Annotated in this window: 13 protein-coding genes and 1 pseudogene; 10 read left to right on the forward strand and 4 right to left on the reverse strand. The window is 37.3% G+C overall.

All coding sequences use genetic code 11. From position 1 onward, the window contains the following. The first annotated feature begins 3 nt into the window (after positions 1-3). The 5 genes and pseudogenes from DSM106972_RS24980 to DSM106972_RS25000 form a co-directional block, all read left to right on the forward strand. Complete coding sequence (locus DSM106972_RS24980; RefSeq protein ID WP_127083237.1) at positions 4-2256, forward strand: DNA translocase FtsK; 2253 nt, start codon at positions 4-6, stop codon at positions 2254-2256. Beyond that, on the forward strand, positions 2253-2711 hold the full coding sequence (locus DSM106972_RS24985) for a hypothetical protein (RefSeq protein WP_127083238.1): 459 nt from the start codon (positions 2253-2255) through the stop codon (positions 2709-2711). The genes DSM106972_RS24980 and DSM106972_RS24985 overlap by 4 nt, the downstream gene beginning before the upstream one ends. A 247-nt stretch (positions 2712-2958) precedes the next feature. Next, positions 2959-4230: a hypothetical protein gene (locus DSM106972_RS24990; protein ID WP_170213598.1), complete on the forward strand. Its 1272-nt coding sequence runs from the start codon at positions 2959-2961 to the stop codon at positions 4228-4230. A gap of 235 nt (positions 4231-4465) precedes the next feature. Next, entirely contained in the window at positions 4466-4969 is a 504-nt protein-coding gene (locus DSM106972_RS24995; RefSeq protein ID WP_127083239.1) for a hypothetical protein, read from the forward strand. 149 nt (positions 4970-5118) lie between these two features. After that, a pseudogene (locus DSM106972_RS25000) lies at positions 5119-5352 on the forward strand (hypothetical protein); the annotation flags it as partial. A gap of 526 nt (positions 5353-5878) precedes the next feature. Here the strand turns inward: DSM106972_RS25000 and DSM106972_RS25005 are convergent. From DSM106972_RS25005 to DSM106972_RS25015, 3 genes are all read right to left on the reverse strand, one after another. Continuing rightward, the gene (locus DSM106972_RS25005; RefSeq protein ID WP_127083240.1) at positions 5879-6208 is read right to left on the reverse strand and encodes a hypothetical protein; all 330 of its coding nucleotides are present in this window, start codon (positions 6206-6208) and stop codon (positions 5879-5881) included. Between the two features lie 122 nt (positions 6209-6330). Next, positions 6331-8370, reverse strand: coding sequence for an AAA-like domain-containing protein (locus DSM106972_RS25010; RefSeq protein WP_127083241.1), 2040 nt, complete (start codon positions 8368-8370; stop codon positions 6331-6333). A gap of 233 nt (positions 8371-8603) precedes the next feature. Then, on the reverse strand, positions 8604-9944 hold the full coding sequence (locus DSM106972_RS25015) for an AAA-like domain-containing protein (protein WP_127083242.1): 1341 nt from the start codon (positions 9942-9944) through the stop codon (positions 8604-8606). 996 nt (positions 9945-10940) lie between these two features. On the opposite strand from DSM106972_RS25015, the gene DSM106972_RS25020 reads away from it, so the two are divergent. After that, positions 10941-12434 carry a hypothetical protein gene (locus DSM106972_RS25020; RefSeq protein ID WP_127083243.1) on the forward strand — a complete coding sequence of 498 codons (1494 nt, stop codon included), beginning with the start codon at positions 10941-10943 and terminating at the stop codon, positions 12432-12434. A 769-nt stretch (positions 12435-13203) separates the two neighbouring features. Continuing rightward, complete coding sequence (locus tag DSM106972_RS25025) at positions 13204-13485, forward strand: hypothetical protein (RefSeq protein ID WP_127083244.1); 282 nt, start codon at positions 13204-13206, stop codon at positions 13483-13485. 97 nt (positions 13486-13582) lie between these two features. On the opposite strand, the gene DSM106972_RS53825 is transcribed toward DSM106972_RS25025, so the two are convergent. Beyond that, positions 13583-14038, reverse strand: a complete 456-nt coding sequence (locus DSM106972_RS53825) for a hypothetical protein (protein WP_127083245.1) — start codon at positions 14036-14038, stop codon at positions 13583-13585. 322 nt (positions 14039-14360) lie between these two features. Between DSM106972_RS53825 and DSM106972_RS25035 the strand changes: the two genes are divergently transcribed. The 3 genes from DSM106972_RS25035 (at position 14361) to DSM106972_RS25045 (ending at position 16312) form a co-directional block, all read left to right on the forward strand. Then, positions 14361-15224 (forward strand): hypothetical protein, encoded by an 864-nt coding sequence (locus tag DSM106972_RS25035; RefSeq protein WP_127083246.1) that lies wholly within the window; start codon positions 14361-14363, stop codon positions 15222-15224. Between the two features lie 69 nt (positions 15225-15293). Continuing rightward, the gene (locus tag DSM106972_RS25040) at positions 15294-15725 is read left to right on the forward strand and encodes a lectin (RefSeq protein WP_127083247.1); all 432 of its coding nucleotides are present in this window, start codon (positions 15294-15296) and stop codon (positions 15723-15725) included. A 152-nt stretch (positions 15726-15877) separates the two neighbouring features. Continuing rightward, a complete protein-coding gene (locus DSM106972_RS25045) occupies positions 15878-16312 on the forward strand; it encodes a hypothetical protein (protein WP_233787479.1) in 435 nt (144 codons plus the stop codon). The last annotated feature ends 502 nt before the right edge of the window (positions 16313-16814 follow it).

Below are 16814 nucleotides of genomic sequence, written 5' to 3' on the forward strand. Positions count from 1 at the left end.
TAAATGTATTTGCCAGTCAATGAATCAAATATTATTACAAGTGAGTCAAATCCCTTGCTTACAGTGGTATTAAGCGCCAAGCAGCAAGGTTACGACAATCAGGAAATAATACAAGAAGCGCAACGTGTCGCTGAATGTAATGGAGATTATGCTGGATACCAGTTTGTTTTAACGACGATTAATCAAATTGAATTTTTAGAGAAGCTTAATCGTCCAACAATTGCTTATAACCGTGAATTTTTGTTTAATGCTATTTACCAGTCTGTATTATCTGGTATGGGCAATGCTGATATAATTAGCATATGCGGTGAGTATTGTAATCTGGACGATTTTGCATTTTGCCAGCTAACGCTTGAGTATATTTTGGTTAACCGCATTCCATCTGATAGCGAACAAGCTCATTTTCTGCGGACTGTTGACTCAAAAAGCAGTAAGGGGTTAGAGGTAGTATGCGAACTGTTCGTGGGATTGAAGAATATATACCTAACCAATTTGCTTCGTAAGGTATTAGAAAATTATATTTATCAGCTATACGTAGTATCAAAGCCAGTCGAGTATTTTCTTGATTTACGTGAGAAAATAGCTGATAATTGGGTGCGAGATAGATTAAAGCGTGTTGCAAGCCTGATTGCAAAAGAAACCTGCAAGGAATTAGATTTTGATGTTATTACGGGTGTTACTCCTACTTCGGCGCCGAAATCGTTAGAAGCATCAGATGCTGTTGATGAAATTATCAAATCCTCGCAGGTTGATTTGAATGAGGCTGGTGAGCTAGTTGTTAGCGTGCTGAAAGATTTTAAAATTGAGACTGAGTTTGTTGGCGCCAAAAGTGGTCCAACATTTAATCGGATTGAATTAAAACTGGCGCGCGGTACAAAATTTAGCAGTGTTGCCAACTTTGGTGATGACTTGGTGCAGCAGTTGGGAATGGAATTGGGAATTAAGATTCCCCCAATGGTCAGTTCGGTATGTGGGCGTACTGCAATTGACATTCCAAGGATTGACAGAGAGATTGCTTACTTCCGTGACCACGTTGATTTTGAAAACGAAATTGATATAAATCGCATTTGCATTCCTGGAGGTATAGATGTAAACGGCAACTTTCATTGGATAAATCTTTGTGACGATAATATTACCCATGTAATTGGTTCAGGGCGTACCCGTAGTGGTAAGTCACAGTTTTTAAAAGGAGGTGTATTATATTTAGCACGTAAGTATCCACCATCGGTTGTGCGGTTAGCGCTATCGGATGTGAAACGCGTAACGTTGGGTAAATTCAAGAATCTGCCACATTTGATGGCGCCTGTTTGTAAAGATGCCAAGAGTACGGCTGATATGTTGGAATTTTTGGTAGCAGAAATGGAGTTACGTTATCAAGAGTTTGATATTCATGAAGACGAGGGTATTGAAAATATTGCTCAGTACAACCGTTTTTATCTTGGTCGTAAGGTAATGCCGCGCGTAGTTTGTTGGGTTGATGAGGCGCCGGAAATGTTAGCTGACGAGGCTTACACCCAAAGAGTTGAGACAGCTTTATCAACATTACTGAGGAAAGCTGGCGCCGCTGGCATTCATCTACTTGTTTACTCGCAGCGTCCTGATAGAGATGCAATTAAACCACAAATACGGTCTAACTTTCCTTGCAAAACAGCATTTGCAGCCGCGCGACCCGAAGATAGTTATATTGCTTTAGCAGACGATAAAGATAGACGCGCGTTTCATTTACTTGGTCGTGGTGATTTTATTTTGCGTACTAACGAATTTGATGAGCGTTTACAGGCGCCGTACCTAGCAGATGATGAGGACGTAGAGTATTTTCGTTGCTTACTCTCTGAAGCAATAAATCAGCATGACCCGTATGTAGCATGGGAATCTGAGCTAACATTCGATAATTTTGTTAAGCAATTATACTTAAATAAGGGATTAGTTGACCCAAATGCTGTTGATAGAATTGTTACTACCAAGGAAATAAAAATACAAGACTCGATTAAAAACAAACCATTAGATAATGCTGATTTGTATAAGCATGGAGAAAAAGTTGAGTTTCGAGCGAACTATGATTTTAACGTTGAATTTGATGCCGAGAAAAAGAATCAGATTTTAGGACTACATCGTCGTGGCTATGGCGCTGAAGAAATAGTTAAGGAGATATTCGGTGATTTACCTGGAGGTCGCAATGGGGATAGAAAATTTACAAAACTTAAAAATGCTGTTGAGCGCTATATTCGTTCGTTGAACGAAGAAGGTAATTTATGATTTACACCTTAACTATGGAATTACCTCCAACATTAAACGAGATAATAGATGCCGCACGTGAAAGTTGGCAAAAAAGTGCGGCTATGAAAAAACAGTGGACTAATAAAATCACAGCGTTTGTGGCTGAATGTGAGATTAAATTTTTGGGTCAAGTTTGGCTGGAATTTCATTGGTATCTTACTAACTTTGGAAGAGATGCTGATAACGTTGCTGCTGCCTCCAAATTCATAATGGACGGTGTAGCCAACGCCAAAACCATCCGTAACGATAATTTAACCGTAATACAATCTCCAGTACTTCATTACTATCATCGCAGTAGTCAAGATAATGGTGTAATTATGAGAATATCCGAATCACCAGATTTTTTGTTAGAAAATATTATCGATGCTAATCGGTATTCGTCTTGTGCGCTGCAAGAATGTCAACAAAAAATTAAGAGATGTTTATATGACTAGTATTTTAGTGATATTCCAAGTGGTGGATTGTTATTTATAACAAGGTAAGTTCGATTCTTACTATCACTTTTGGGGATGCAATGATTACTGATACTGAAAATTAAATAGTACAGGATAATTTGAAAGTTCTGGAAGATTTAACAGAGTAAAGTGTTGGTTAATTGTTTCTCCTCAAATCCCAATTACAAAGATGCCGGGGCGAGAGTAATTTTTGTTCTTGTAACCTGCTATTTAAGAGGGATAGACGATGTTGAAGAAATTTTGTGGTCAGGCATTTAAAACGGTTAATGCAGCAATGGGATTTATTTCTCTAACTGCAATTGCGATTGGCGCCGTATCTACCTTTTCAGGTTTAGGACTTCGCTTAATTGCAAGAGGGGGAATCTCTATCATTCCTGAAGAACGTACAGAGAGGCTAACTAGTCTTGGTATGGGTCTTTGTTTGTGTGGTGGAGTCGGATTTGCTGGTGCAGTTGTAGTTGCCGCTGGCGCCGCAAGCCTTTTGGATGCAACTGATAAGGAGGAATCTCAGGCTTCTAATAATAATCGTGTGGTATTTAAGCCAGGTGATAGCGTGCAACAAGAACTAACTGATTCGTCGTTATACCTATATCAGGTAATGCGAATCGAAGGTTCTCGTGCGCTTGAAAATAAGTTAATAGTGGGAAGAATTGAAGATGAACAAACCCGAAAAGTTGTAATTTACGATACGCTAAACCATCATGTTGATAGTTTAATGGAAATATTTGACGCTGATTGTGATGAACTGGAGCTAGTAGGAAAAGCATTTTCGTCAACCCTTTCAAATCCTTGGGACGCAGTTTGTGATTTTATTGACTACCACCGTCCTCAACTGGGAAAAAAATACTGGTTTGGGAATTGCATTGAAAAATGTACTGGGTGTTGTTATTTTCACGGCGACAATAATATAGTGTGCGGACTATATGTTTTCGGGTGGGAAGAAGATTGTACTTGTCCAGACTGGCAACCTATTAAAAACAAACAGCGAGCTTATTTTCCATACGAGCGAGAAGAAGTTATCGAACGTTTAAATCAGGATATTGAGCCTAATAAGGCAGTAATCCATAAGAACGATGATGGTACTCTGACATTATGGGATAATCATACTTTACGTAGATTTAACTTTACCTGGACGGGAATTCTTCTAAATGATTCTGATAGGCTTTTAGAATTGGGTACACATGCCCGTTTACTTTCTTACTGCCAATATTTTGCTGTACGTGCGGTAATTGAGTTTGATTACTCTACTAAAATTGATAAGTTTATTAAACAATTGAAAGGTATCGCTACCGTTGAAATTGAAGACGAAGGTATTAATGTCCGGACTAACTATTGTCCACATTTGAATATTAATATTACTCGTACTTATCGTTTCCGTTTTGATGGTATCCCCTTATACCCTTACGAGTCGATTGTTCCTGTAGAGTTGAAGCACAATTACAATCTTGTCACTTTTGTTGAGTGGTCGAAGGCTAATAAATCTAAAATCAGAAGATGAATCAAGATTCAATTCTAGGTGCCTGCTACAAATACCATTAGCGATGTATTGTCTGTATGTTCCTTTGAAATTAACTCAAATTTCTTTGACAAGAGTCTATCTGCTACTAGGAAAGTAGCGCCTTTTGTCTTACCAGAAATGTTGATGGAATGTAATTAATTCTCAGTACGGGGGATTTACCCCCGCTACTGGGTAATTACTTTACAGTTACCCATCAATATTTTGGAGGAATATCATGTTTGATTTAATTGATTGTTCTGCATTTGAAACATCTGCTACTGTAGCAACGTTAAATGATTTTTTCTTTCCGGTTGTACTGTTTGCTGCTATTTTCTGGTTTTTGTGTGAGATTTTCTTAGATGTTAGTTTTGAAACTCAATCAAAAATGATTGATAAGCAGTTCGCCTCTGATGGTAACTCAACTTATAAAGATGATACTCAAAAAGCTGGAGATGACTTAATCCTCGAAAGCTTGCCTGCCAACACGGCTGCAACAATTGAGGAGCATAACACCAAAGCTAAATCATTCGATGTTGATACTGAGTACCAAAATTTGAAAGCGTTAGGCGCCCGTAAACTTAGAAATTTTTGCCGAGATAGGGAAATTAAGGGTTATGCTAGTGCCTACAACAAACGTGGACTAGATGGGTTAGTAGATTTTTTATCAGCAAAACAAATTAGCGCTCATCAGATTGAGCAACAATTCAAGCATGTAGAGACGCTAGCGCGCGGACATTGACGAAAAGCCCTGGCTCTTCTGTTGGGATTAACTACGTTAAGCATACGTTTGCGAAATACTTCAATTAAGATGCGGTAAAGGAAAATTTTGATATCTTATGGGCGTTGGTGTTCTAACAACTTTATACTAAAAAAGTATTAAAAATTTAATTAGCAAGTCAACATGCAGCAACAAGAGCAAATATCGCGCTACTGTCCGAAGCTGATAACGCTGATTACACTTGCATCGATGAGAATTTTCAACCCGAATCTTTACAAACCTGGGGTAAGCGCGCTTGTGTTATTAACACTCAAATGCGGTGCTATCGAGAATCAGTGCTTCAGGGTTTGGAAGAAGATGGCTACACAATTATTAATGTGGAAGATATTGAAGAAGAAGAGAGTGGATGGCGCCAATGGATTTGTTAGCCTGTTAAGTATTTTTCCTGTACTACTTTGGGAGAGAACTAATACGCTTTATGTCGGTGTTGTTTTTTGAACTTACAGCCTGGAAAATTTGTGCGCCATTGGCGCACAAATTTTCCAGGCTGTAATCCATTACGTGTTTGGTTAGTACGGGAAACCGTACTTGGAGTAATAGAAGCCCAAGTTTGGAATTTAAGAATCCAAAGCACGCCACGTAAGGCTAATTTTGAAACCGACGTATGATTGTCTATTTATAGCGTCGCGTTTAAATGTTTATACAGATTTAGAAGTGCTGGTAATTCGAGTTGATGAACGGTGCGTATTGAAATATTCATATTTATGCGCTAGCTTATTTGATACGTGTACGTTCTATTTATGATTTACTATACAGCAGGTCATCGTCATTCCAATGTTTCGCTTTAATCCTACCGAACGGCAAGACTTGCCGTTCGATAAATACCCGATGGCACCGACAGTAGAAATAAAAGGCGCCCTTAAACATTAATTATCTGAATGAACTCTGGGAAGAACTCGTATTGCCTTGTGGAGCTAAAACTGGACAAGCCCATGCATTATTTTTACATTCGGGTTTCAGGTTTCTGCGTGGAGTTACAGGGTTGAAAATGCGAACTACGGGTAATCGTCCAGAATTTAAATTTAGACATCCCCAAAAATTATTACATCGTGGTTTTACGTCTGGTGCTGCTTTTGGTCTTAATCTTTCACTATTTAATATTACCTGAGCATTACTGGGTTGAGCCGCTGCTTCTTTGGTATAAAACAATGCTGCATTAAATGTCAACGCAATAATTAGTAAACTTTTATACTTAAACATAATAGTTTTTCCATATAATGAGATGAAATTAGTTCAATCCCAGATGTTTCCATCTTTATAGGAATTTGTTTAAGTCTCGAAAGTTCCCCCGTTAACAATTTAAATGTTTAATGTATTACATCTCATTTGGCAGTATCAGACACCAGGCGCCTTTTTGCATCTTCAATCCAATAGCGTTCATCAGGGTGTAGTGGGTCAGAAAACTCAAGACATTTGCGCCACTGCGATAGCGAGGAGCGTGTTTCTTTTTTATCTTCCAAGACTTGTGCTAACAAGCAGTGTGCTGAACCACGTTTTTCATATAAATCAATAGCTTGACGCAGAGGAACTTCCGCTTCAAGGTAAGTGTAAGTTTTTTTACCAAGTCTTGCTAGACCTAACCGTGCCCAACCTAAATTTTTTAACATAGTATACTTTTCTCGTTGGTCTTTCAGAGGTAGTTCTAAACCCTCCGAAAGTAAATTAGCTGCCAGAAGATATTCTTTATCCAAAATGTACCGTCGAGCTAACCTGCTGTATGCTTGAGGTAAACCTAAATTTTTGGCAGCATTATAATTGATACGGGCATAATTAAAATTATTCAGATCTTCGTAAACTTTTCCCCTGTTGTAATAGGCTTCTCTATAGTTTTGTTTGATTAAAAGCGCTAGGTTGTAGAACGGTAAAGCTGTATTTAATTTTTCTGCTTGGTAGTTCTCCAATCCAATGTTGTTTAACAAAACTGCTAGCGGTTCTGAAGTGAAAATAATTGGAATGGCGCCTATCGCCAAACCTGCAACTACAGCAATCAAACTTAATCGTTTGCTTCGTCTCACTTGCAGTTGAGCTTTTTGCGAATTTTCAATAGCTTGTTTCTCCTGCTCTAAGGCGATTTCTGTTCTAGAAAGCACTTGTGAAAGCTCTAATTCTTGGCTTGCAACTAAAAACTGATAATCTTTATCACTCAAGCTTCTACCGTTTGCCCAGGTTAGGGCATTACGTAAATTATCTCCATGCAACAATTGTGATGTATCACGTTCTGATGCTTCCCATGCTGCAAATGCTTCGGCGTATGGTCTCATTTTTTGTAGTTCCTTTTCTACCCAATTGTTATCAAAGACTGATTGGTAGATGCGGTTATAAACTTTAAGGTAGCCTGATTGCTTGATGACTAAACTCGATAACCGTAGTTTCATGATTTCTGGGGTATCATCTACGGCTAATTCTCCAACTTCTAAAACTTTTTGATATATTCCTAAAGACCAGCAAGCGAGTTGTTCATTATTTAATATACGGTCACGTATTGTTTGTAAATGCTGCTGTTTGTCTTGTGCTAACCAATTCTCAATAATACGTGTGCGTATTGTTTGAGTAACACAATCTGCTTCGGCGCCGCTCTCAATGTGTGATAAAGAAGATACAAGCTGACAAACCCATTGCGTTAAAAAGGGTTGCCCACCTGTCCAATGCAAAATTTCTTGAAGTACTGTATGCGGATGTGCAGCGATACCAATAAGTCCCTTTTCTAGGGGTTTTGCTTCATGTAATTGAAAACCTGTTAATTCTATTGCTTGGCTTTCGATGTTAAACGGTGTACGCTCTTTATCTGTAATTAAATCAGCAGGTGTTGCAACTCCTAATAGTACAAAAGTTAAACGGTTATATTTGGGTTTATCAGCGCGCTTATTATAACAGGAGCGGATAAAGGCAAAAAAATCATCTTTAAAATTTAGATTTAAAACGCTGTCTATTTCATCGACAAATATAACGATATTTGATGTAATTTGTGATAATAATATTTCTTCAATAAACTTATTTAACCTCAAAGCTGGATGCATTATATTATACCCATGCCACCAGGTTTCAAGGTCTATATCTAAATTAAATTCACTTACCAAATAGCTAACAAAACCGCCATAAAATTCTTCTTCTGTAACTTCGTGTAGGCAAAGTTCACGCATTTCAAAGGCAATACAAGCAGTACCCTCATTTTTAAGGCGCCTCATTGTTTGTACACGTAGACTAGATTTACCCATTTGTCGGCAATTGAGTAGATAGCAAAATTGCCCAGCCTTTAAACTTGAGTAAAGTTGAGAGTCTGCTTGCCGTACAACATAAGTTGAAGCTTCTTCTGAAAGACTTCCCCCTACTTGATATATTGTATTTTGCCTTGAGTAGTTCATAGTTGTATACAAATGCGATTTTTATATAAATTTTTTAATGATTATAATCTCCCCTAACCCCCCTTATTAAGGCAGGGCTGTTTCATTCTAAAAAGAATAATACCAGGCGCCTATAAATCCGCCTTTACCGAACGAGATTTTAGTAGTTGGTTAACCGAACAATCATGGTTACAGCTTTTATCTCTAGAGAATGAAACAGCCCTGCCCTTATTAAGGGGGGAAGAAGAGACGGATTAACTTCCTAATCGTTCTCTAAAATATAAACAATAAATATGATAACGCGGTGCCGCACTATTGGTTTGCAGTTGTACTAATCCAAAATCATATAATTTTACTGCATCTTCTAAATTCAAGTTTGAATTAAATTCAACAGGATTATCTGCTAAAAGTATAGTTTTAAAAGCCGTTACTAATGTAGAGTTTGACTGTAAATAACGCCAATGCCTTTCTAAATGATTTCGATAAATTCCAGAAGCAGTAGGCGCCGATACTAATAAATTTTCTAAACTCATATCTTGACGTGCTATTGTCTGTATCGCTTTTGCGACTAAATAAGGATGTCCTCCTACCATTGCCATTAGTTGTTCAACTTGAGTATTTCCCCAGTTTAATTTATATTGTTGCGCCAAAGATTTTATTTGTTCACTAGTAAAATCTGTTAATTTAATTTCTGTACCCGCATTAAACGGTGACTGGTTAATATTTAGCTCGCTATATATTTGTGTATGCAACATCAATAACCGTAGCTGGCGCCAAAGAGGCTTAGTTTTTGCGTCTTCGTGCCAAGTTCGTAACATTCCCAAAAACTCTCCAGCTATTGCACCAAATTGAAACAGTCTATCTACTTCATCTAAAGCAACAGCAAAAACATCATCTCCAGATAAGACATACTTTTCAAAGTAGGTTCGGCATTTAATCTTACAGTTACCCAAACTTTTACGCCAATGTTCTTCTACAGGTTGCTCTAACTTTAATGTCTCAGCAATACTCGTAATAAACCACTGCAAAAACTTATCCAAACTACTAAAATCTTCAGCTACTGCATCGCGTAGGTTTAAAACAACTGTACGATATCCTTGTTGTTCAGCATAATACATTACCCGTGACATCAACTCAGTTTTACCAAACTGTAACGGGGCCTGAATTCGCAACAAGGCGCCTCTGTTGCATATTTCCTCATAACAGCGAGACTCAACGGGAGGGCGCTCTATATAAGGTTCTTCGGAAAATTCCATTGTTTTTGGAAGTTGTTCTGAGACTATTGATGTATTTCCATTTTTATAACCTTGTTTTTCCCACTCTCGTTGCAGCGCTTGACGGAAATTGGTCTTTTTAACCTCTTCCCCTAATGCGTCAGAAAGATTGTGCCATAATTTACCACCCACTTCCCCAATGTACTTAACAGCCAAATGACATTCTGAAGCAATAGTCTCATAAGTTTTACCGTCCCAGGCACCTCGTAGTACCTGTACCTCAGCATTACCAAGATGCTTGCGAGTGACAGAGAAAACCAGAGCATCTACAAGGTTTTGCGTCTGTGCCCAATCTAATTCTAATTTTAAGTCTGATTTCATAGGTATTTGTGCCCCAAAATATTCTTAATTCATACAACATTCTAATCAAACAGGATATTTTAACTGTTTACTCTCATTGTAAAACTGCTCGTCATTTTTAATCTGATTGATAGATTATCATTATTTTTCGTTCCCTTAAGCCATAACCGTAGAAACAACCGGAAAAAACCGGATTTTTTCTGGAAGTTTAGAAAGGCGCCTATTTTTCTGGTTTTATAAGGGTGAATTGTTGGTTAACAAGTAAATAAATAACCTGATTTTTTCCTGCTGACTATTAAAAAAGAATCAGTGATTATAGGGTCATGGAAGAAGTAAGCCAACCAAACAGCACAACGAAAAACATTAACTGTTAACTTCAGTTCAATATATAATCACAAAGGTTAAAAATATGAAACTCAGAAGAATTGCTGCAATTTCCGCTCTTACTCTCATGTTAGCTGGGGCGGGCATAGCAAAGGAACTGAAACCTGGTTAAGCTTAAAACGTTAATAATCCTCCTACCCCCGAACAAGCGACTCGCACTTTTAACCCAATCTTGAAGCCAAAAACTTTGCACCTTGAACGAAGCCTTTCAAACTTATATCGAAAATAACAGGCAATGCATTCTAAATTATGGAGATCGTTATCATAACGGAGAGCCTATCTCAAGTTCATTTGTTGAGTCAGTGTGTGTCGATGTATAAATTCTGTTGATATTACCCTGAAGGGTACTGTTAATATGAGTTGATAACAATATGGTTAGAAGACAAAGCATCATTATTAGGACTGAAAGAAAAATTTTGTCATGACTTTCGTAGTAAAGCATCTCCCAAATTCTTGCTTATTGGCAAATGCGCCGCATTACACTACACGACTCATGACACTTTTTTCTTGTGAATGCGTAAGTTCTAATTATAAGCAAGGAAGATTTACGATTATTTAGATATTCAGGGTAGTTTGGTAAATCAACATTCTTAGTAGCAAACACTTCATCTTTATTTTTAGGAGATTTCAATCATGCAGTTAATTAAACCTTTCAGAAAACTAGTAGTTTCGGTACTCTTAATCGGTTCCTCAATATTTTCTGTTTCTTCAGCTATTGCTCAAGAATCATCAGTAGAAAGTCGAATTTTAGTAAACGTTGATGTTATTTACCCCGTCAACTATCTTAAAGAGGAATTCAAAAAAATCTCTTCTAATCCTACTCAAGCTGATGTTGTACAAATTGGTGGTCAGCTTAACTTCAGCACTATTCCCGATATTCAAGCCATAAGATTTAGTAGAAGTTTTATATATGACCCATTCGCTAACGACTATTACAATAACCGAAATGTGGGCGGTTCCGATTTTAATTACAGTGACCAAGCTTCTACTTCAAATCCATTTTTAAGTGCTACATTTACTGAAAGAAAAGGTAATCCGCCACTAACCTTAAGTTTTAATTCCAGTGGTTCTAATCCTCCAGCATTAGCATATAACGGTACTTCCTGTAAAGATAACGATGGTTGTGTGCTAATGCATTATGGATATTCTGAGGAAATTACTTCCAGAAATGCATTAACACCCTCTTTATTCAAAACAATTCTTAAGCTAAGAGATAATAACGGCAATCTTGTTTCGATGATAAATGCTATGGCAACTCCCATTGTGACAAGTTCATCGGGAGGTGTGACTCAATATTTAATTGCTTACCATGAACAGTCCGACCCAGCAAACAATGGTGTATTAATGGGGGTTTGGACTGAAATTCCAGTTGCTTCTGGTATTTCTAGCAATAGTATGTTGTTACAAAAGCAACTTAAAGATATTGTACAAAATCAGTCGCAATCACCTAGATTAAGCTACAGTAATTCTTCAAACTCCAAAATAACTATATCCAATACTAGATACTTTCTAAGTAGTACCCAAATTCCACTAGATCAGCTAAGTAGAACAAGTTTGCCACCAACAGATTCAAGATTTATGCCACTTCCAAATGCTGATGGCACTATATCTCCAGGTGAAACTACAAAGCCAGTTATTATAGCTCAAACTCAATCTGCTAAAAAAGCTATGACTTGGGTTATCAATAACAAAGTAGATGTTAATGGGGAAACTTATGTGCAAGCTAGATATGACAGTAAAACAAATCCCTATTCTGGTGATACTTCTGTAGACCAAACCCTATCCCTACTTTGTATTCGTAAGTCTCCGGAACTCACAAGTAATCCAATTCCAGAGATAGCCAAAGGTACTACATATACTAACTCTTGGTCTGGTGGAGAAGTCTTTGCTATCCCCGAAGTTGTAGGTAATTCCTTGCTTTCAGAACAAAATGCAGATAATAAATGTCAGGAAGAAGGTCAAAAGCGTTATAGTTTGTCTGGGTTTAGGATGGCAGAGTTTCACGATGGTATTCAGCCTTCAGGTTTTGGGTTTTATGCTAAATCAACAGACCCCAATCTAAGTATTTCAAATGTGCGTTATTGGGTGAAAATTAATGACCAAAATGCGAATCCTTGGAGTAAGTAACAGCAACACCGCTAATACTATTTATTCGTCTATGAAACCGAGATGTGATTAGTATTGGAAACAATTAAGCTTGCTCCCTCAAGGGCAATCTTTTGCTTGTAAGAATGCCGATTGCCTAACAGTCTAATTACTTTGAAACCCTCACAGAATAATGACTTTGAGGGTCTTACTCATAATGAGGTATTTTAATAACGGCACCTTCTTAACTAAATATAGTTTGTAAATGTTGTTGCTTATCGTGCGCTAACCAAACCAATTCTCAACAATGCGCTGATTTATAATATGGGAAACAATTTCTACCTCTTTAAAAGCAGCTATTCACAATCCTGATGTTTAAGTTTTATTGTGTAAAAAAATACATATTATCTGCATTACTGATATCATGTTGCAATTTTATAGTATATTTTGATGCTATTGATTACATATAGCAAGAATCCGCCCATATCACAGTACTCTTGCGGGTAATATTTGCGATGGATACATTTCATAACAAGGCATCTTGGTGTAAATGGTATTGATATTTTCGATAACTAAATAGCTTCTGCTCAAAGCCATAACCGTACAAACAACCAGAAAAAACCGGATTTTTTCTAAAATTTTATTTATCGCCAAATATTTCCGGTTTTATAAGGGCAAATTTTGATTTAAATAACCTGCTTTTTTCCCGCTGACTATTTAAAAACAATTAGCGATGATAAAGACATGAAAGAGGCGAGTAAATCAAACGCTATCTTCATTCACAAGTTAAAGTTAAGTCAAAAGGAATTCCATGTCTGAAATTAAATTTTCACAAGTTACTGAAATTGACAACGCAGAAGTTCGCGAACTTGCAATGCACATTGTTCTTACAATGCAATTAGCAGTTGAGAAAGCTACAGCCCATCAGGCTGAACCTGACACCTATCCCATGTCCCCTGACCCCAATTCCTTTGAGAGGTTGTTTATATCCCGCTTTCAGCAATTGAATCCTGAGCAGCAACAAGTTGGAATCAGTAATGTAACTGTTATGAACTTGCTTGTATATTTTGATGCTATTGATTATATACAGTAGAATAAACCGATATTGCAGTACCCGTGAGGGTAGTATTTGCAGCAACTATATTTAATCACAAGGCGCCTGTCTAAAATGTTTGAAAAATTATTCTAAATTAATCTTGAGAAGAACTCACATCGTCTAGTGGTCTTAAAATTAGACATTCCCATACATTCTCCTTACATTCAGGCTCCTGCATGAGTCTGATTTCTGAAGTTCTTCTTTTTTTGTTTCCTACAATACCTTCTGAAACGTTTGTATTGCCTTGTGGACTTAAAATCGGACATGCCCACGCACTATTTTTACATTTGGGCTTCGGTTTTATGGGAGATGGAGTAGCTGGGCTTAATATACGAAGTAGAGGCAATGCTGCAGAGTTTAAATTCAGACATTCCCAAAAGTTATTACATCGGGGTTTTATCTCTAGTGTTGTTTTTGGTCTTGATTTTTCACTTCCTAATATCACTTGGCTATTACTTGATTGTGCGGCAACTTTACTTGTATAAAATAGTACAGCATTTAACGTAATAAGTGTCAGTGTAGTTGATAGTATTTTTTTATACTTAAACATGAAGATTTATCCATATAATGGAATTAAATTAACTTAATTCCAAATGTTTTCATCTTTACAGGAACTTGTTTGAGCCTTAAAAGTTCCCTTGTGAACAATTTTATTATTTGATGTATCAATAAGTCGCAACCGTACAAAAAACCGGAAAAAACCGGATTTTTTCTGGTTGTTTATTTAGTGCTTAGTATTTTTGGTTATTTTAAGAGTGAATTTTTGATTAATAATTAAATAAATAACCTGCTTTTTTCCTGCTGACGATTAAGCAATAATCAGTGATTATAAAGACATACATAAATTGCTTACACAACGAGACTATCAAAACATGAAATTATTTATATTCAGAAAACGAGTACAAGCTGCTTTTGTCTTATTCATGATTAGTACAATGACATTTGCTAAAGCCGAAAGTGTAGCTCTACCAAATCCGAACAGCGATACAATAATTCAAAAAATAGTAGGGCGCCTGTTGGGCGACCAAACACAATTCTGGTTTGGGCAACTTCCTGATAATTTACCAGTAAAAGTGCCATTGCCTGATAAAGCCCAAGTTCTTGGTAGTTCAATGTACAGCTCTGGCAATGGTCAGATTTTACTTGATGTTCCTCAATCACGCTCAGAAGTATTCGATTTTTATAATAGGCGCCTTGGTTCATCCGGATGGGAAAATATATCGAGTTCTGGAGCAGATGGTAGTAAAGGCTTTGTTGAATCCAATTTTGTAAAACCAATGGCATTTTGCTTTCGTTCGGGGCAAGATACAGAACTAACTATTAATGCAAACCCAGTAGAAAAAGGACTTACCGATGTACGCCTCAACTTTAATACCGGACGCAGTGGTACTAGATGTCAACAATATCCGGGTGGCGATGTACCACTTCCAACATTAGTTGCACCACCCAATACTCGCCTTATAGATGCAACTGGTGGAGGTGGCGAAAATTCTTTTGATTCAAGAGTAAAGTTAGAGACGAAATTAGATAGTAAGTCTCTTGCAGCCCATTATGACCCTCAGTTTCAAAGCGCTGGTTGGAAACGCCTGGACGCTGGGCAAAACGGAAATACAGCATGGAGTCGCTGGGTATTAAAAGATAAAAAAGGTAATTCTTGGCATGGTTTTCTCTACCTGTCGAAGCTTGAAAACGAACCAAATCAGTATTCGGCTCTTGCTTATGTGTCGTTACTTTAAACAGTATGAACAAGCTCAATTTATATTTATCAAATTAAAATCGGGCATAAACAAATAAGGAGAAATAAAATGCCTCAAGTAGAAACTAAATCAGTAAATATTACATACAAAAAAACCGAAGACATCGGAACATTCGGGTCTCTTGACAAGCTTTTTAAAGTACATAAAGACTGCTTACAACCTGGCGAGGTTCTTAATCCTTGTGATTCTCTAATTTCAGCAAACGGACAATATACGTTCGTTTATGAAGGTGACGGCAACCTCGTGCTTTTTCGTAATAGTGATAATCAACCCCTTTGGACTTCCAACACACGGGGAAAAACAAATGGCATGTGTATAATGCACGGTAATGGAAATTTCGTCATTTACGACTGGAATGCTAACCCAGTTTGGTCTTCGGGTACTTGGCAACATCCAGGTAGCCACCTAGTAGTTGAGAGTAACGGTGACGTAGTTATCTATAATCCTGATGGTACGCCTGTTTGGGCAATAAATACCTAGTAAGAATGAGTTGGCGCCTGTCGTTTGTTGTACAATGAGGCGAAGTATAAATAGTGCTGTTAATAGCCCGCAGCATGATTTACTCTTCAAAATATTTCTTTTCAAAATATACACGTAGATTTTGCCACTTTAATAGTAATTCGTCATGTTTATTGTCACAAAGTAAAGGAAATGTAAATATCAGTGGCGCCCAAGGCGATATTACAGGAATTAACGCCGTTGGTGAAAATTCATCAATGACAGGAGTTGCAATAGGCGCCATTAGTGGTAACGTCACCAATACTATCAATCAATTGCCTGATTCCTCAGAAACCGATGAACCAGGAATTAAGGAACTATTGAATGAGTTACAAACAGCAATCGAATCTGATGTCAACTTAAGTGATGAAGACAAAGAACAAGCATTGAAGCAGGTGCAAGCTATTGCTGAAGCAGGTCAAAAACCAGAAGATGGAACTATGCAGAAAATGGTAAAAAATGCACTCAAGTTTCTCAAAGGTACAATAGCCGACTTACCATCAACAGTAGAACTTGTTCAAATCTGTGGCAAGCTATTACCTTCAATTAGTCAGTTTTTTGCTTTGTAACAACTAGAATTTATACTTATATAACTCCAAATTACATCTTGGACATCCTGACCGCTAAGGTTAATAACTAGTTACAAGTATAATTTAAAACTAGTGCTTTCTATTTCACTTAGGATTTACGTAACAGTACCCACGAGGGTACTACTGCTACAAAATCTCATAAGCTAGATTAATTACAAATTTTATTCGGTAAAACAAAAAATTCCGTGTTTTTCCGGAGCAGACAAGATATGGAATGTAGATAAGACACATCAAATAAGATATTTACTTATCTATAGCAATGTGTCATTTATACTACAACTAAGATAAGTACCAGAAATCTTTGTCATAGACCAGCTAAAACCCAGCAAGCTTATTTGTGATTTGCGGCTTTTCAGTGGACTAACACAAGAACACTTTGCAGCATCCATTGGTATTACCGGGCGCCAAAATTAACCGATGAGATTTGGGAGGCGCCGTTTGCCAAGTACTGAAGAAACTAATTAGATAAGAGGAAGCCTAA

Source organism: Dulcicalothrix desertica PCC 7102, from assembly GCF_003991905.1.
Lineage (GTDB): Bacteria > Cyanobacteriota > Cyanobacteriia > Cyanobacteriales > Nostocaceae > Dulcicalothrix > Dulcicalothrix desertica.

Excerpts from the sequence above, each read along its gene's own strand:
- DSM106972_RS24980 (WP_127083237.1), top strand. The coding sequence starts at position 4 with ATGTATTTGCCAGTCAATGAATCAAATATTATTACAAGTGAGTCAAAT.
- DSM106972_RS24985 (WP_127083238.1), top strand. The coding sequence starts at position 2,253 with ATGATTTACACCTTAACTATGGAATTACCTCCAACATTAAACGAGATA.
- DSM106972_RS24990 (WP_170213598.1), top strand. The coding sequence starts at position 2,959 with ATGTTGAAGAAATTTTGTGGTCAGGCATTTAAAACGGTTAATGCAGCA.
- DSM106972_RS24995 (WP_127083239.1), top strand. The coding sequence starts at position 4,466 with ATGTTTGATTTAATTGATTGTTCTGCATTTGAAACATCTGCTACTGTA.
- DSM106972_RS25005 (WP_127083240.1), bottom strand. The coding sequence starts at position 6,208 with ATGTTTAAGTATAAAAGTTTACTAATTATTGCGTTGACATTTAATGCA.
- DSM106972_RS25010 (WP_127083241.1), bottom strand. The coding sequence starts at position 8,370 with ATGAACTACTCAAGGCAAAATACAATATATCAAGTAGGGGGAAGTCTT.
- DSM106972_RS25015 (WP_127083242.1), bottom strand. The coding sequence starts at position 9,944 with ATGAAATCAGACTTAAAATTAGAATTAGATTGGGCACAGACGCAAAAC.
- DSM106972_RS25020 (WP_127083243.1), top strand. The coding sequence starts at position 10,941 with ATGCAGTTAATTAAACCTTTCAGAAAACTAGTAGTTTCGGTACTCTTA.
- DSM106972_RS25025 (WP_127083244.1), top strand. The coding sequence starts at position 13,204 with ATGTCTGAAATTAAATTTTCACAAGTTACTGAAATTGACAACGCAGAA.
- DSM106972_RS53825 (WP_127083245.1), bottom strand. The coding sequence starts at position 14,038 with ATGTTTAAGTATAAAAAAATACTATCAACTACACTGACACTTATTACG.
- DSM106972_RS25035 (WP_127083246.1), top strand. The coding sequence starts at position 14,361 with ATGAAATTATTTATATTCAGAAAACGAGTACAAGCTGCTTTTGTCTTA.
- DSM106972_RS25040 (WP_127083247.1), top strand. The coding sequence starts at position 15,294 with ATGCCTCAAGTAGAAACTAAATCAGTAAATATTACATACAAAAAAACC.